Origin of the sequence: Oscillatoria sp. HE19RPO, from assembly GCF_024220515.1 — a bacterium.
In the GTDB taxonomy this organism is placed as follows: domain Bacteria; phylum Cyanobacteriota; class Cyanobacteriia; order Cyanobacteriales; family Laspinemataceae; genus Laspinema.
Genome location: NZ_JAMXOT010000009.1, coordinates 14,457 through 31,213, shown reverse-complemented (window position 1 = coordinate 31,213; position 16,757 = coordinate 14,457). Strand labels below are relative to the sequence as shown.

The following is a 16,757-nucleotide window of genomic DNA, read 5'->3' as shown; positions in this document are numbered from 1 at the left end:
AAAATAATTATTTTTAATTGACTTGGAACATTTCCGGAGTTAGGGACTCTACCCTGTATGAGTCAATAATTAAACTCGGAACAAAGAGCAGCATTGAAGACGAGTCTGGGTTGTCGTCTTTTATTTATCGGGTATTTCATGCGTCTATATAGTTATCTCCACTTAACAGAACCATTGATATTATGAGACTTGTACTAGCAACGGCTTCATTATTTACAGTTGGGTTTTTGGCAACTTCAATGTCTAATACTGAAAGTGCTGATCGCGCTAATGCGAACCTCGCTCTGAGTTTGAAACCGGATGAAATACCCAGGACACAAGAGGCTGAAGATGCAAATTTTGTAGAAACACCAACCACTGAAATTACCCCTTCCGCTCCAGAAAATTTCTCGGAGATTGACTCATATCCGATCGCATCCACGGCGATCGCAAGAGTTGAACCATCTGAGGGCCAACCCCTGCCTCCAGAAGCGGAAACTGTTCGGGAACTGCGTTTAGAAGGCCCGAAACGGTCTCCCTTGTTCATTCCTGAGTTTAGCGCCGCTTCTCCTTGGGCAAATCTTGCAGATCGCGATGAAATAGCGTCTCAGCCTTTGCGCGAGCAAGGTTCCGTCCCTAGGTATTCACCGCCACCCAGAGCATCAGTGGCAATACAGGAGCGAAGAGTTTCTCCCAGACCTGCACCTGTCACCCCTGTGGTTACAGAAATTAGGGAACAGCCCAGAGTTAAAGTAGAAAATGTGAGTCGCGACCAACCTATAAGTTGGGTGTCAGTCCAAGAACATCCAGACAATTCCTTCTCTGAAATCCTCGCAGTTCCCTCCACCCCGAAATGGATTCAACCCCGGATTGAGATTCCACCGGTTGTTCAATCGGACCGGGATCAGGAGTTAGCACTTCCGCAAATTCCGCCCTCTCCCGTAAACGCTGTGGCGATCGCGACCGAATCGATTCCGATTCAGGTTCCCCAGGTGGTTCAAGAGAGCGATTCTGCAAGACTAGGAAGTGCGAGAGATTTATTACCCATCGACTCAGGGGAAGCGAATAATCCTGCACCGGCGATCGCACTCGTCCAATCCCCAAGTAATTCCCCCCCCGGGCGATCGGCCAACCCAACCCCTTTCTATCGACCCGATCCCCGAGGAATTCAAGTAATCCAAGAGCAGGTACAGCAACTTCAAGAAAGCGCTGAAATTCAACCTAGTATCCAAGCCTCACCCGCTCTGAGTATCTTCAATCCCACCGGATATGGCGCAGATCGCAACACCGGGTATATTTCCGCGACCTATCAATCTCGCACCCGCTTTGTTGACAATAGTGATGGAGCTGTCGCCATTGGCTTTGGGTTTGGCGATGCTCGGGATCTCCTTGGGGTAGAACTCAGCTATACCGTAGCCAGTGTCTTTGGGAACAATCGCGATATCGGTACCGGCGGCTTTAATGTCAAAGTCCATCGTCAATTTGCCAATGATTGGGCGATCGCTGCCGGATGGAATGGGTTTCTATTCCTGGGAGAAGATGATGGATTTGAAAACTCACTTTATGGGACAGTTACAAAAATAATTCATACCCAACAATCCCTCTCTTCGCCGTTAAGTCGGATTGCCATTACCGCTGGGGTGGGAAATGGACAATTCCAAAGCGAAGATGCCCTCGAAGACGATCGCAATGGCATTAATGTATTTGGAAGTATGGCCGTCCGAGTCATAGAACCCGTCAGTGTGATTGCCGAATGGACTGGACAAGATTTAGCTGTCGGTGCTTCCATTGCCCCTTTTAAAAATATTCCCTTTGTGATTACCCCAGCGGTGCGAGATTTAGCTGGGGCTGGGGATGGACCCCGATTTGTTTTAGGGGCAGGTTTAGGCTGGAGATTTTAGGCAGTGAAATAAGGAGCAGTGGTTATGGTTAACATCAAAATCAAAGGGGCGATCGTCGCATCTACCGTAGGAACTGTATTTTGGATTGTCAGCGCTCTGGCAAATCCCCCACAGCAGTCAGATAGCACCGGAACGAATAGTTGGAACAATACCGCCCCTATCTTTGACATTGAAAGCCAACTCGACCCCCAAACTTTAATTCAAGCACAAGAGCTATATCAAGCTTTACAAGAAGCTTATTCTGCTTGTGTGGCTTCAGTAGAAAGAGCAGAAAATCTTCCCCGACGCTTTAGCAGAATATCCCGAGAAAATTCAGGGATTTGTATCAGTGCCGAATGTACTCAATACAACCGATTACTGGAAGAAACGAAAACATTCTTAAGTCTTCTTGACATTCCTGAAGAAGAACGACTTAAGGCACTTCAGAATTTAAGAACTTGGTAGTAAAAAGGAACTGTGCTATGCTAGGTGAAATCGGGTTCAGAACCAGCCTGTTCTTAGGGGCAGTTGCTTCTTTGTCCGCCCTTGTTTTACTCAATCCCATATCAGTCAAAGCAACGGGTGAAAATCTATTTGATAATCGGAGCATCCTGTTTGACGCAGAGACCATTGTCGAGTTTGAATTTATCGAATCCAACGGCGCTTATCAATCAACCTTTGGCGTCGTGAATTTACAAACCGGAGAGAAAACCCCTCTCCTGGTCGAAGTCAAACCTGCCGATAGGGTACAAAGTGTTGAAGCGGAATCTACATACCAGGATAACGCTCGCCAAGGGATCAGCAATGATTTTAGAGGAACTCCAGGCAACACCGTTCCTCAACCCTTAGTAGCCTTTCAATTCCAGGCCAACACCCCTTATATGTTTTACCTAGAATCTACTTTAAATGGTCGTCCTGCGGGAATTCTCTATTCGATGAATAGTCAAAATCCCGGGGAAAATAAGCAGCTCAGATTTGAAGGAGACTTTTCTACTCTGGGAACCGGAGGAGTGGCCTTATACTGGGATGACACAGGTTCGTTATTAGTTGATCCAGAATTAGAGGACCAGGATTTTGATGATTTTATTATTCAAGTGGGCGGGAATTTGGACTGTCCCTTTGATAACGAAGAAAGCTACCAGTAAAATACCACCCATCTCTAACCCAGAGGTTAGGGATTTGGGGGATTTCCAATGATGGATCGCTGATAAAAATCAAAAAATCTTCCGTTGCTCACTCTTTTAGTTATTCCTGACGTTGAAATCATGGATATCGATGGTAACTCTCCACCTTTCTTTCCGCAGTTGAATGGGCCATCTCCTTCCGGTCAAACTCCTTTACCTCCACCGATATTACCGCCGCTCAATGATGATGCTGATGCCCTAAATCTTCGACATCTGATCTCCGTTGCCCGTCGCCGGATTTTTGTGTTTGCCGGAGTCAGCATTGCTGTAGCTTGTGGCGTTTTGGTGAAGGTCTTGACCCAAACTCCGATTTATGAAGGAAATTTTAGATTGTTAGTTGAACCGATTAAAGGGCAGGACAACCTTGAACAACTTAATCAAGCTCTAACTCGAAATAGTGGACAAGGAGAAAGCTTAGATTATGAAACTCAAATTGAAGTGCTTTTAAGTGGTCCAGTTATCCAGCCTGTTTTCAACAATATTCAACAAAATTATCCGGAAGTTGAGTTTAGCGAATTTCTCGCTAATTTAAGCATCCAAAGACGGAAGTTAACAAAAATATTAGATATTCGCTATCAAGACACGGATCCCGAAAAAATTAAACTGATCTTAAAAGAGTTGGCAACGGGCTACATTCATTATTCTGAAATGGAGCAGCAAACAACCTTACGTCAAGGCTTGGAGTTTGTAGAAACCCAGTTGCCTCGGCTGCAACAGAGAGTCGATACCCTTCAAGAATACTTAGAAGAATTTCGCCAGCATTATAACCTAATCGACCCGGAACAAAGCGGACAGATTTTATCTCAGCAGATTGGAAGTTTGGTTCAAGAAAGACAAGAGACTGAATCTCAGCTCGTGCAAGCGCAAGCCCTCTACGGAAAATTAAGAGGGCAGTTAGGGTTGGAATTAGAACAAGCGATGTTAGCCACCTCACTCAGTGATTCACCGCGCTATCAAGATTTGTTGAATCGGTTTCATGAAATCGAAGCAAAACTGGCGCAAGAGTCTACTCGGTTTACGGTGCAAAGTCCCGCCATGCAAGCTTTGATTGATGAACGGAATAGTTTATTACCTTTATTGCAGGAGGAGGCTCTAGTAGTTCTTGGACCCAACGTTTCTCAAATTCGGGGAGATATTCGCGGCTTATCCACTCCTAACTCACTGCGGAGCGATTTGACTGGAAAGCTGATAGAAACGGTCAATTTGATGGAAATGACTCGGGCGAGACAATGGGCGATCGCTCAAGCCGAAACGATTGTGCAACAGCAAATGCAAGAACAAGCGACGTTAATGCGTCAATACACAGACTTACAGCGAGAACTGGAATTAGGAACGGAAAGTTTAAATCGATTTTTAGCAGTCCGAGAAAATCTTCAAATTGAATCGGCCCAAAAAGCCATGCCCTGGCAACTGATTTCTCAACCTGAAGTGGGCACTATTCCCATTTCTCCCAACTTGTCTCGGAGTTTAATCCTGGGTGTAATTGTCGGATTAATGGCAGGAATAGCTGCTGCTTTATTGGCAGAAAAACTGGATACAAAATTTCATTCTGTTGAAGACATCAAAGATTATATAGGCTTCCCCATACTAGGAACCATTCCGTTTGAAAAAGACCTCAAAGAAGACCTCAGTGTATCCGATGGAGAAAACCCAATTCAATCATCCGGAGGCTATCTATTTTCTCGGTTTTTTGAAGCCTTCCGTTCTCTCCATGCCGACCTCTATTTTATGAGTCCGGATCGACCCCTCAAGTCCATCGTTATTAGCTCTGCCTTACCTGCGGAAGGAAAGACTACAATCTCAATGAAACTGGCTGAAGCTGCATCAGCAATGGGAAATCGGGTGTTATTAGTGGATGCAGATTTGCGCCGTCCTCAAATTGATCGCCGTATGGATATACCCAACGTCTGGGGGTTAAGCAATTTGATTTCCACCGATTCACTCAATGCTCAGGACAGCATTCAGCAGTCGGCACTTAATCAGAACTTATATGTTTTAACGGCAGGACAAATTCCACCAGATCCAGCGCGCCTACTTTCGTCTCAACGCATGAAACAATTAATTGAGGAGTTTAAAACGAATTTTGATTTAGTGATTTTTGATACGCCTCCATTAGGGGCAATCTCCGATGCGAAGTTTTTAGCGCCTCATACCGATGGGTTAGTCATGGTTATCGGCATCGGTCAAAGCGATCGGGCTATTTTACGAGACGTTTTTGATGGATTAAAAATGTCTCGCACCCCAGTCCTGGGCCTAGTCGCCAATGGCGTTAAACAATATCTGCCGACTTCCTATAACTACTATGAAAGCTACTATGCACCTGATGAAAACCGAGTCCATTCACAATAAATATTGGGTCTTACATTTCAATGCCCATACTTGGACGGGAAAGAACATTTTTTGAAAATTCCCTGATTCGCATCTTGGTTTGTGTATAATCCACAAAAATACTCCACTTTTCCTTAAAAATAAACACAAAATCGAGTAACTTGAAATGCCAAACCAACATTTTGGACGAGGACAACATCCCACCTATTTGATTACGGGAGGCGCAGGATTTATTGGTTCTCACCTAGCAGAGGCATTATTAGCTAAAGGTTCTCCCGTGCGAGTTATCGATAATTTATCAACGGGAAGTATCGAGAATATTCGCCACCTATTAGATCGCCCAGACTTTCACTTTGCCTACGCTGACATCACCAATGATATGGTGTTGGATCGACTGGCATCAGAAGCGGATATCATCATTCATTTAGCCGCAGCCGTGGGCGTCAAACTGGTGGTAGAAAATCCCGTACAGACCATTCAGACGAATATCATGGGCACCGAGAAAGTCCTAGAAACGGCAAATCGGTATCGGGCCAAAGTCGTCATTGCTTCCACCTCAGAAGTCTATGGGAAAGGACATAGTATTCCATTCCGAGAAGATGATGATGTGGTACTCGGATCAACCAGTCGCAATCGATGGGGGTATGCGGCCTCGAAAATGGTGGATGAATTTTTAGCGTTAGCCTATTATCACGAGAAAGGATTGCCCGTGGCGATCGCTCGTCTGTTCAATACCGTCGGACCTCGACAAACTGGACGCTATGGTATGGTGATTCCCCGCTTGATCCAACAGGCACTACAGGGAGAACCTCTCACTGTATATGGAGACGGCCAGCAATCCCGCTGCTTCCTCCATGTGGAAGATGCAGTCAGAGCCCTGATTGGCCTCGCTGAGTCTTCCGAAGCCGTTGGGGAAGTTTTTAATGTAGGGTCACAACAGGAGATTACGATTTTAGATTTAGCCCAGCGGATTATTGATCGGGTGGGAACTACAGGAAATAACAGACTGTCTGAAATTCAAATGATTCCTTATGGCCAAGCCTACGCACCTGGATTTGAAGATATGCAGCGGCGTTTTCCGGACTTATCCAAGATTGCCGAGTATATAGGCTGGCAACCCACGCGATCGCTGGATGAAATTTTGGAGGATGCGATCGAGAGTTTTACCACTACTAATACTCAGGATGCAATCGTGGCATGAAGCTATTAATAATCAACGGCATTTTCCCCCAGATATGGGGGCCAGCAACCTAGACTTTCTTTGTCTATTTTTGACAGAGAACCAATTTCAATCAATCCCTGGATCATCTTTAGATGCGACATAAGCTACCTCACTTAACTGAAAAATTGACTCCTAATCTCCTAAAGATTCTTAGCAACACGAGTTGGCTGTTTGCAGATCGCCTTCTGAGGTTATTTTTAGGGATGACCGTTGGGGTGTGGGTTGCTCGTTATCTAGGTCCAGAGAAGTTTGGAGTTTACAATTATGCTCTAGCTTTTGTGGCACTATTTAGTCCCTTAGCACAGCTAGGGCTAGATAAAATTGTCGTCCGCGACATTGTGAGAGATCCCTCTTGTGCCGATGAAACTTTAGGCACTGCCTTTATCTTAAAGCTTATGGGCGGTTTTGTGACCCTGTTGCTAACAGTTGGACTCATTTCTTGGCTGCGTCCTGACGATAAATTTACCTGCTTTTTAGTGGCGATCCTTGCAGGGGGGACAATTGTCCAGCCGTTTCAGACCATTGATTTTTGGTTTGAGTCACAAGTTAAATCCAAATATACAGTTTATGCGAAAAGTAGCACTTATATCGTTACAAATTGTCTAAAAATATTGTTGATTTACTTTAAAGCATCTTTAATCGCATTTGCTTTTACTAATTTACTCGATGTAACGCTTAGTGCTTTGGGATCGGGAATTGCTTACTACTCACAAGGTCATAATTTTAAAAATTGGCACATTAGTTTGAAGCGATGCATAAAATTATTCCAGGATAGTTGGCCTCTAGTTATCTCCGGTGTGATGATTATGATTTATATGCGAATCGATCAAATTATGTTGGGACAAATAGCAGGGAATGAAGAGGTGGGAATTTATTCCGTTGCGGTCCGACTCGCAGAACTCTGGTACTTGATACCTACAGCGATTGTATCCTCTACCTTTCCCAGTATTGTTGAAGCAAAGAAGATTAGCGAAGAGGTCTTTTACAAAAGACTACAAAAACTTTATAATCTGATGGCTTTTAGTGCTTATGCGATCGCTATAATCGTCACTTTCTCATCAAGCTGGATTATTACAGCTCTTTTTGGAGAGGTTTACCATCGTTCTATTCCCATATTATTAGTTTTAATTTGGTCGTTGTTATTTACAAACTTAGGGATAGCTAGGAGTTCTTTTTTAACCACGATGGATTTAACAAAACTTCATTTAATGACTGTGTTTTGGGGAATGCTCATCAATGTGACTCTCAACGCATATTTAATTCCCCTGTACGGAGGAATGGGAGCGGCGATCGCCTCTAGTATTGCTTATTGCTTTGCGACTTACGGTGCCTGTTTTTTATGTAAACCTCTCTTGAAAACGGGGTATATGTTATCAAAAGCGATTATTTATCCTCAAATATGGTAAGGACAATGAAAGCAAAATTGAAGTCTACTCTGAAGAAACTAGGAATTTATGCGTCATACGATTTGATGAAAAGTGGCGCTTTAAATGAATTAGGATGGTTTAGGTCTTATCGAGAAGAAAAACCTGTTGACAAAGATGGTAATCCAACTCCTTGGATGACTTATCCTGCTATTGCGTTTTTAGAAAAAAGAATAAAACCAGAAATGACAGTTTTTGAATATGGCAGTGGAAACTCTACGTTGTGGTGGGCTGAAAGAGTTAAATTTGTGATTTCCTGTGAACACAATCGCCAATGGTATGAACAAGTTAAAAAAGATATCCCTGAGAATGTCGAACTACATTATGTTGAACTCAAAAAAGGAGGTGAATATTGTGAAAAAATAATCAAATACTCGGGAAAATTGGATCTGGTTGTTATCGATGGAAGAGACCGAGTTAATTGTGCCAGAAATTCATTAAAAGCTTTAAAAAATGAAGGAGTTATTATCTGGGATAACAGTGATAGAGACCAATACAACGAAGGATACTCTTTGTTATTACGAAATGGCTACAAAAGACTAGATTTTACTGGAATGGGGCCAATAAACGTTCAGTCTTGGTGTACTTCTTTGTTTTACCGCAAATTAAATTGTCTCGGGCTATAATTATGAATATTTTCTATTTATTTATTACCGAAAATAATCAGGAACAAAAGCAGTTAGGGAAGTTTATTGATGAGTTGAATATTTCAAAAAAATGTCAAATATTAGATTTAGGTTGTGGATATGGCAATAATATTCAATATTTGCAAAATAAAAATAATAATAAAATTACAGGAATCGATATAAATGCTTTAATCATAGATCAGAATCGAAAAGAAGGATTAGACTGTTTGACAGTAGAAGAATTTGAAAAACAGAAAGAAAAATATATAGAAAAATATGATGTATTGTTAATGTGCCATGTAATTGAACACTTACCCTCCAATGAACTACTAGATTTTATGAATTATTATTTAGACTGTCTCAAAAAAGGAGGCCATTTAATTATCGCCACACCTTTATATTACTCGGGCTTCTATGATGACTTTGATCATGTAAAGCCTTATCACCCAACTGGGATCGACTTAGTTTTTGGCAGGCGATCGGCACAAGTTCAATATGTAGCACGGCATCAACTTGAACTTGTAGATATTTGGTTTAGAAAATCTCAACACAAGTTACAATTCTTTCCGGGGCTATATTTAAAAAATAAACCCAAGTGGCCGCATTTAATAAATTTAACATTAGCAATTTTATTTAAAGCCAGCTTTGGAGTCATAGGCAGAAAAACTGGCTGGATGGGACTGTATAGGAAGGTATCTGAATGAAAATATTTAAAATCACCACGGCTTATCCACTGTACTTAAACAAATTTTATGCGAAGCATCCTGAATTAACTATAAAATCTTATGCGGAACAAAAAGCATCTCTTGATTATGATGCTTTTAGTTGGCCTGACTTCTGGTCAAATGCGCTCACTCCTCTCGGATACGAAATGATGGAAGTGACTGCTAATATTCAGTCAATGCAAACAGCTTGGGCAAAAGAAAATGGCGTGAAGTTTAAGAAACATAACTGGATCCAAAATATCGCTTTTGAGCAAGTCAAAAAGTTTCAGCCTACTGTACTATTTGTGCAAGATTACGTCACTTTTAGTTCCCAATGGTTAAGGGAATTAAAACAGTCATGTTCTTCAATAAAGCTTATTTTGTGCTGGGTTGGGAGTGCTATTCCCAAAACTGATTTATTTAAGAATGTTGATTTACTTTTATCTTGTGCCCCAGAGTCTATTGAATATTTCAGAAGAGTCGGCTTTCGGGCAGAACACCTGAATCATGCCTTCGATTTCAGAATTAATTCTCGCTTAGAATCAAAATGTGAAAAATTCGACTTTTCTTTTATTGGTCAAATTATCCCCCAAGATCAATTTCACTTGAAGCGACAGGAATTACTCGAAGAGATTTTAGAACTAACTCCCGTGGATATTTTTTCACCAAGTGCGGATTTGAATTGGCGTGATCGCTTGAATTATGGGCTAAAACAAGGAATTGTCATTGCGACTAAAGGGCTGAAGAATATGAGAATATCAGATTCAACTTTATCTCGCATCCCAGTCATTAGTAAAGCGGCTAAGTGGAACGAAGTACCAAGCTATTCAGCGATCAACAATCCAATCAAATTCTATCTTAAGCCATCAGTTTTTGGGTTGGAAATGTACCAAACATTATTAGAATCTAAAGCAACCTTGAATATCCATGCTGACTCATCGCCGATTTATGCTTCTAATATGCGCCTATTTGAGGCAACTGGTGTCGGAACCTGCTTAGTTACGGACTGGAAAAAGAATATCAGTGAATTGTTTGAGCCAGACAAAGAGGTAGTTATCTACAAGTCTGCTGAAGAATGTATCGACAAGGTGAAGTGGCTGCTGGATCGTCCCCAGGAAAGAAAGGCGATCGCTAAAGCTGGACAAGATCGAACATTAAAAGATCATACGTTTGCTCAACGTGCTGTACAGTTCGACGAAATTATCAAAAAGGAGCTAGAAGTTAGATGACTGTAAAATGTCCAGTCTGTGAAAATAAGCGAAGTGTTTGTTTCTCCGCAACTATATTGCAGAAGTATCAAGTAGATTACTTTTACTGCGATCGCTGCGGGCTACTTCAAACAGAAACCCCCTATTGGCTAGAAGAATCTTACCAAAACGCGATCGCGGATGCTGACACGGGGTTAGTTTCCCGAAACATAAGCATCTCTAAAGTTCTTTCTCGGATTCTTTTCTTCCTATTTGACAGACAAGGAAAGTATCTAGACATAGCAGGAGGCTATGGAATGTTAACTCGCCTAATGCGGGATATTGGCTTCGATTTTTATTGGTCTGACTTATACTGTGAAAATTTGTTAGCAAGAGGTTTTGAATCCTCTATTGCGAGTAAGCCTTTCACAGCAATTACAGCTTTTGAAGTCTTAGAACATATCTTGGATCCTTTTGAATTTATAAAAACTTCACTCACAGAAGCGGAATCTTCAACCATTATTTTCTCAACTCAAATCTTCAATGAAAAACCCCCATTTCCTGATAATTGGGACTACTACTCGCTAAATACAGGTCAGCACATTTCCTTCTATCAGCAAAAAACTCTCCAATTTTTAGCGCAAAATCTATCGTTAAACTTTTACTCTCATGGAAATATCCATATGTTTAGCGCTCGCTCTATCAGCAACTCTGTATTTATTTTTCTCGTTAGTCAAATTTCATATTTTTTATTTGAATATGTCCAAATTAATTTAACATCTAAAACTTTGTTAGACTATAAAAAGCTAATAAACTAATTACAATAATTCTCAAGTGAAGGAATTTCAATGGTCAGCGTAGTTTACGATTATCAGGCATTTTCCTTGCAGGAACGTGGGGGTATCTCTCGGTATTTTTATGAATTGGCCACTCGGGTTGCTAACTATGATGAATGTCAGGTAAAAATTTTATCATTTGCTTATGTTAACAAATATTTAAGTAATTCTCCAAAGAACTTGGTTGTGGGTTTACCAATTCCCACAATTCCTATATCATCAAGAGCCATTAGCAAGCTGAACTTTGAATTGTCTAAAGGGTTAAGTCAATTTAATGGTAAAATCTCTCAATTATGGATGGAGAGACTGTCTCCCTCTCCGGATATTGTTCATGAAACTTACTATTCTTCCCATCGATTGGCTCCTAAACAGTCAAAAACTGTAATTACAGTATATGACATGATTGCCGAAAAATTTTGTGAGTTCCCCTGTCAGCAAAAATCCGGTGATATTTTGTCATTAAAAGCGACATCTATTCAAAGAGCAGATCGAGTTATATGTATATCAAATAACACTAAAAATGACTTGCTGGAATTAGTTAATGTGGATCCGGCAAAAGTTTCAGTAGTTCATTTGGGTTCTACTTTAAAAAAAATAGAAGATGATTATAATAAATTTTGGTCTGAATTGAACCCATACATACTTTATGTAGGTTCCCGAAACAGCTATAAAAACTTTCAGCGTTTACTGGAAGCATACGCCAGATCAAATTTGCCAAAAGATTTTCAATTAGTCTGCTTCGGGGGAGATCCTTTTGCTCGTAGAGAGCTTGAAATAATTAAGGAATTGCACTTAGGGGAAGGTAAGGTGATCTACATTTCAGGGGATGATAAAAAATTAGCGAGTTTTTATAGTCATGCTTCAGCTTTTGTCTATCCTTCGCTGTATGAAGGATTTGGAATTCCTTTGTTAGAAGCCATGTCATGTGATTGCCCGGTAGTTTGCAGTAACACCAGTTCAATGCCTGAAGTAGCTGGCAAGGCTGCAGAATTTTTCGATCCTTACGATCCGGAAAGTATTGCTTATGCTTTGAAAAAAGTCTTATATTCAACTGAGAAAACTGAAAAATTAATCCAGTTAGGACAGGAGAGAGTTAAACATTATTCATGGGATACTTGTGCAGAACAAACACGCTCTATTTATTTATCCTTGGTCTAATTTTTGAAAAACGATACCAGGAGACGGCTGTCAGTGTTAGGAATCATTCAAAACCTATTAACTAAATCTGCCTTCAATCAACCCGAGCCAATTTCAGGACTGGAAGATTATATATCATTCCTGAATAATCTAGGATTACCTACCCACTTGGTAGCAATCCTAGAGTCAGAGCGGCACTCTAGTCTACCAATGGGAGGTTGGGAAGGCATCGCCTCATTAACCTGTCGGGGTGAGAATCAGCATCTCTATGATATTGATGTTCGGTATGCGTGGGGCTCGGAGATATTTAAGCAGAATCTTTTTGATTTCGGCTGGAGCGAAGCCACTCTGCTATATAAAAAACCTAAACACGAACCTCTTCGCCACAAATTCATTATTTATCTGTGCGAAGCTTCTACCGGACTCCAGATAAGTCAGAAGTCCGACTCAGTTCCAGAAGGATTTGTGATCGGACAGTATTGGCAAACAATTCATCACTTTTATTTACTTGTACCTCTAGATCATCCTTTTGTATTGCCCCCAATGAGCAGTAATTCTACTCATTTTGGTGATTATGGGACCACCCGATCCTTAACCACGGAAAAACCCCCTTTGATTAATCAAGTGGATAATGGGATATCGTCTTTACTTTTCTTACTGCCTCATCCATTACGCCAAGAAGAAGGAGGCTTACGCACGAAGGGACTCTTTAAAAAAATCGATAAAAATGAAATGATTATTTCTGTAATTACTGTAGTCTTTAATGGAGAGAAATATTTAGAACAAACAATTCAATCCGTTATCAATCAATCTGCCAACATAGAATATTTGATTATTGATGGAGGCTCTACAGATAACACTTTGGACATCATCAAAAAATATGAAAATCAAATTGATTACTGGGTGAGCGAACCAGATGGTGGAATTTATGATGCCATGAATAAAGGTACAATTGCTGCATTAGGAACCCATACACTTCATATTAATGCGGATGATTTAATTTTTAATCCTGATTCTTTACCGAATCAATTGAAAAACAAAAATCAAGCAAGAGGTATTTTTACCTTGCTAGAGCATGGATTTGTTTCTACTCGATTGCCGAGAAAAATTAATCCTATATATTATATCAATTTAGTTGAAATACCTTTGAGTCATCAAGGTTTTGTAGGAATAAAAAATAAAAAATCAATCTTTGACTCTAATTATCAATTTATCGCAGATCGAATCGTTATGTGTTCTAAAATAGCCGAAGAAAACATAGATAATTTTGAAGATATTATTGCGATGCGTCGGGCGGGTGGAGTGATTTCAGAAGTTCATTCAGGAGTAATAAAAGAAATCAAAAGTGCGTTAGAATCCTGCGGTGATTTTCAGGTTCATTTTAGATTACTGAAATTAGATAGTTACTGTCGGCTAAGAAAAATAGCTAAATTAATGGGATTTGTTAATTTCAAGAGAAAATATTGGAGCTAATATTCTATGATTAACCAGATACACGCTCTACTTCATCGACCGGAGAAAGGTTGGGATCCTATTCCCGATCAATATGCAGAAAAATATGCTCAATATGCTTGGGACCGATTTGATCCCACTTTGATTGAGAAGTTAGAAAAAAGGATAGGAAGTTTTGAGGGGAAACGGGTTTTAGATTTAGGTGGTGGTCCAGGTCAATACAGTGTAGCTTTTGCCCAACGGGGAGCAAAAGTAACATGGCATGATATTAGCCATAATTATAAAAATATTGCGAGTAAATATGCAGAAAATATCAGGGTTAAAATTGATTTTTCTATTGGGTATTTAGAAGATATTCAAGATTTTAATTATCAAACATTTGACTTTGTATTTAACTCTGTGTGTTGGTGTTACTGCATGAGCGACAGTCAGTTTTCAAAAATTATTTTTAATTTGTTAAAACCTGGGGGTTCTTGCTACATATTTACTCAATCTCAACCAGAGCCTAATGCTAGGTTGGTCACGCGGATTCAATATATATTAAATAATTACCTATGGTGGAAAATAGGTCATCCTTGGCCACCACATGACCGGGTAACAAACTTGTTTAATTCTTACCCGATAGAACGTCTAATCGTTGATTATCATTACCCTGGAAAAATTGCTGAAATTTTCTTTACAAAAGTTAAATAAATCAAATATGAAGCCACAATATTTAATCAGATTTGATGACATCACTCCGACTATGAACTGGTTAGTCTGGTCGGAAGTCGAAAAAATTTTGATTGATCTGAATGTCAAGCCTATTCTGGCGGTTATTCCGGACAATCAGGATAAAGATTTACAAATTTTTCAACCTGCCCCTCAGTTTTGGGATAAAGTTCGGCAGTGGCAACGTCTAGGCTGGACTATTGGCTTACATGGATATCAGCACCGCTGTATTACTAGAGAAGCCGGGTTAGTTGGGTTAAACCTCAAAAGTGAGTTTGTTGGTTTACCGCTTCAAACCCAAGAAGATAAACTTCGCAAGGCTATAGAAGTTTTTCAAAATGAGGATGTTAATCCCGAAGTTTGGATTGCTCCTTTCCATTCATTTGATTCTTTGACTCTTATAGGGCTAAAAAAAATAGGAATTAATTGTATTAGCGATGGATTATTTTTATTGCCTTATAAAGATTCTCAAGATATGATTTGGATTCCACAGCAGTTATGGAAATTTCGTCCCCTACCCTTTGGAATCTGGACTATTTGCTTTCACTGTAACCATTGGACTGAATCTGACCTTAAAAAATTTCGGACTGATGTCTATAGTTATCAAAAATTTATTGCTTCTTTTCATGATGTTATTCCCAAACGAAAATGTGGTTATTATAATCATATTTTAAATCAAGCTTCAGGAAACATTTTTAATTTAATTCTTGGGAAAAAGAAAAAACTTAAAATTAAATGAATTAAAAACATGAGAAAAAACAGATGGTCATTCAAGTTTTCAAAAATTTTATTAATAGTATTAATTTTAGCTTTGGCTACAGTTGCAGGCATTCAATTGGGTGAATTTTTACTATCGATACCCAAGTTTGGGCATTACATTCTGTCTCGGCTTCCCACTACAGATTTAGTAACAGATTATACTATAGGATTAATTTGGGCAATCTCTTTAACTGTGAGCATTTTTTTGTGGCCTATCAGTAATTCTGATAAAAGAATTTTATTGTGGCTATGGTTTGCAAGAACAGCAGTTACTTTGGGTTTTATGCTAATTTACGAATATTTCTATGATCTTGATGCCTACAATTATTTTTTAGCATCTACTCGATCTGATTTTCCCTGGGAAAGAGTAGGACTAGGATATGGGACTCCGAATTTAGCCGCTTTGGCTTGGTTACACAATCAAGTTTTACCCACTTCATATCATGCTTTAAAAGTGTCTTTTTCTATGATAGGTTTATTGGGAATTTATCTGGTTTATAAATCCATAGTAATTTTGTTGAATTATCAAAATCAAAAAATACTTTATTGCTTAGGGCTTTTTCCATCTATTTTATTTTGGTCATCAATTGTTGGAAAAGATCCGATAGTGTTTTTTGGAATATGTATGTATTTTTATGGAATTATTAAATGGCAAAATAAATCTAATTTATTTGGTATGTTTTTAGCAATTGCAGGAGTTTTTATTTCTATCAATATTCGAATATGGCTAGGACCAATTTTAGTATTCCCTTTGGTAGTTTTTGCTGCCATCTCGATCAGGGGGATATTACCTAAATTAATAACAGTTGGTTTAGCAATTGCCATATTTATGGTTACTGTAAATCAGTTTAGTTCACATTTTGCAATAGAAAGCGCAGAAGAGGTGGTTAGCACGGTCGATAGACTAGCGCAAGCACAATCGATAGGAGGTTCTAGTCAGGATTTGGGAGGATTTTTCAGTTTCAGTGACATGATAGCGTTCTGGCCTCTAGCAGTCTTTACAACTTTGTTCCGTCCTCTTCCTGGGGAAGTGCTAAATCCTTTCGGTTTATTAGCTGGTGTTGAGAATCTTATCCTGATTATTTTCTTTTTTTCAACCCTCAAACAAACTCGGTGGGAAACCTGGAAAAATCCTGTAGTGATTTGGATGAGTTTACTAATCTTAACATGGGCAAGTATATACGGGTTTTATTCGTCAGCTAATTTGGGAGCAGCAGTTCGATTTAAATTACAAATTTTACCAATTTTTCTTGGGTTTTTATTTTACTTGAACTCTCAAATAATTCAAACAAAGATGAATAAAAACCAAAAAAATTAATAAAATATAT

General features: G+C 39.6%; 15 protein-coding genes. All 15 read left to right on the top strand.

Annotated elements, in window-relative coordinates; translation table 11 throughout:
* The first annotated feature begins 239 nt into the window (after nucleotides 1-239).
* The 15 genes from NG833_RS01000 (at nucleotide 240) to NG833_RS00930 (ending at nucleotide 16,747) form a co-directional block, all read left to right on the top strand.
* On the top strand, nucleotides 240-1,880 hold the full coding sequence (locus NG833_RS01000) for a hypothetical protein (protein ID WP_254563470.1): 1,641 nt from the start codon (nucleotides 240-242) through the stop codon (nucleotides 1,878-1,880).
* A gap of 24 nt (nucleotides 1,881-1,904) precedes the next feature.
* Nucleotides 1,905-2,324, top strand: coding sequence for a hypothetical protein (locus NG833_RS00995; protein ID WP_254563469.1), 420 nt, complete (start codon nucleotides 1,905-1,907; stop codon nucleotides 2,322-2,324).
* Nucleotides 2,325-2,341: 17 nt separating this feature from the next.
* Nucleotides 2,342-3,004, top strand: coding sequence for a hypothetical protein (locus NG833_RS00990; protein ID WP_254563468.1), 663 nt, complete (start codon nucleotides 2,342-2,344; stop codon nucleotides 3,002-3,004).
* A gap of 120 nt (nucleotides 3,005-3,124) precedes the next feature.
* Nucleotides 3,125-5,392, top strand: a complete 2,268-nt coding sequence (locus NG833_RS00985) for a polysaccharide biosynthesis tyrosine autokinase (protein ID WP_254563467.1) — start codon at nucleotides 3,125-3,127, stop codon at nucleotides 5,390-5,392.
* Nucleotides 5,393-5,537: 145 nt separating this feature from the next.
* Nucleotides 5,538-6,572, top strand: a complete 1,035-nt coding sequence (locus NG833_RS00980; RefSeq protein WP_254563466.1) for a GDP-mannose 4,6-dehydratase — start codon at nucleotides 5,538-5,540, stop codon at nucleotides 6,570-6,572.
* 146 nt (nucleotides 6,573-6,718) lie between these two features.
* Nucleotides 6,719-7,999, top strand: a complete 1,281-nt coding sequence (locus NG833_RS00975) for a flippase (protein WP_254563465.1) — start codon at nucleotides 6,719-6,721, stop codon at nucleotides 7,997-7,999.
* 5 nt (nucleotides 8,000-8,004) lie between these two features.
* A complete protein-coding gene (locus NG833_RS00970) occupies nucleotides 8,005-8,643 on the top strand; it encodes a class I SAM-dependent methyltransferase (protein ID WP_254563464.1) in 639 nt (212 codons plus the stop codon).
* Between the two features lie 2 nt (nucleotides 8,644-8,645).
* Nucleotides 8,646-9,347 (top strand): class I SAM-dependent methyltransferase, encoded by a 702-nt coding sequence (locus NG833_RS00965; RefSeq protein WP_254563463.1) that lies wholly within the window; start codon nucleotides 8,646-8,648, stop codon nucleotides 9,345-9,347.
* Nucleotides 9,344-10,576, top strand: coding sequence for a glycosyltransferase (locus tag NG833_RS00960; RefSeq protein ID WP_254563462.1), 1,233 nt, complete (start codon nucleotides 9,344-9,346; stop codon nucleotides 10,574-10,576). Before NG833_RS00965 ends, NG833_RS00960 begins: the two co-directional genes overlap by 4 nt.
* The gene (locus NG833_RS00955; RefSeq protein WP_254563461.1) at nucleotides 10,573-11,352 is read left to right on the top strand and encodes a class I SAM-dependent methyltransferase; all 780 of its coding nucleotides are present in this window, start codon (nucleotides 10,573-10,575) and stop codon (nucleotides 11,350-11,352) included. Before NG833_RS00960 ends, NG833_RS00955 begins: the two co-directional genes overlap by 4 nt.
* A gap of 30 nt (nucleotides 11,353-11,382) precedes the next feature.
* Complete coding sequence (locus tag NG833_RS00950) at nucleotides 11,383-12,528, top strand: glycosyltransferase family 1 protein (protein WP_254563460.1); 1,146 nt, start codon at nucleotides 11,383-11,385, stop codon at nucleotides 12,526-12,528.
* 33 nt (nucleotides 12,529-12,561) lie between these two features.
* Nucleotides 12,562-13,980, top strand: a complete 1,419-nt coding sequence (locus NG833_RS30795; RefSeq protein WP_254563459.1) for a glycosyltransferase — start codon at nucleotides 12,562-12,564, stop codon at nucleotides 13,978-13,980.
* Between the two features lie 6 nt (nucleotides 13,981-13,986).
* On the top strand, nucleotides 13,987-14,652 hold the full coding sequence (locus NG833_RS00940; RefSeq protein ID WP_254563458.1) for a class I SAM-dependent methyltransferase: 666 nt from the start codon (nucleotides 13,987-13,989) through the stop codon (nucleotides 14,650-14,652).
* Nucleotides 14,653-14,659: 7 nt separating this feature from the next.
* Entirely contained in the window at nucleotides 14,660-15,409 is a 750-nt protein-coding gene (locus NG833_RS00935) for a DUF2334 domain-containing protein (RefSeq protein ID WP_254563457.1), read from the top strand.
* Between the two features lie 9 nt (nucleotides 15,410-15,418).
* Nucleotides 15,419-16,747, top strand: a complete 1,329-nt coding sequence (locus tag NG833_RS00930; protein ID WP_254563456.1) for a hypothetical protein — start codon at nucleotides 15,419-15,421, stop codon at nucleotides 16,745-16,747.
* The last annotated feature ends 10 nt before the right edge of the window (nucleotides 16,748-16,757 follow it).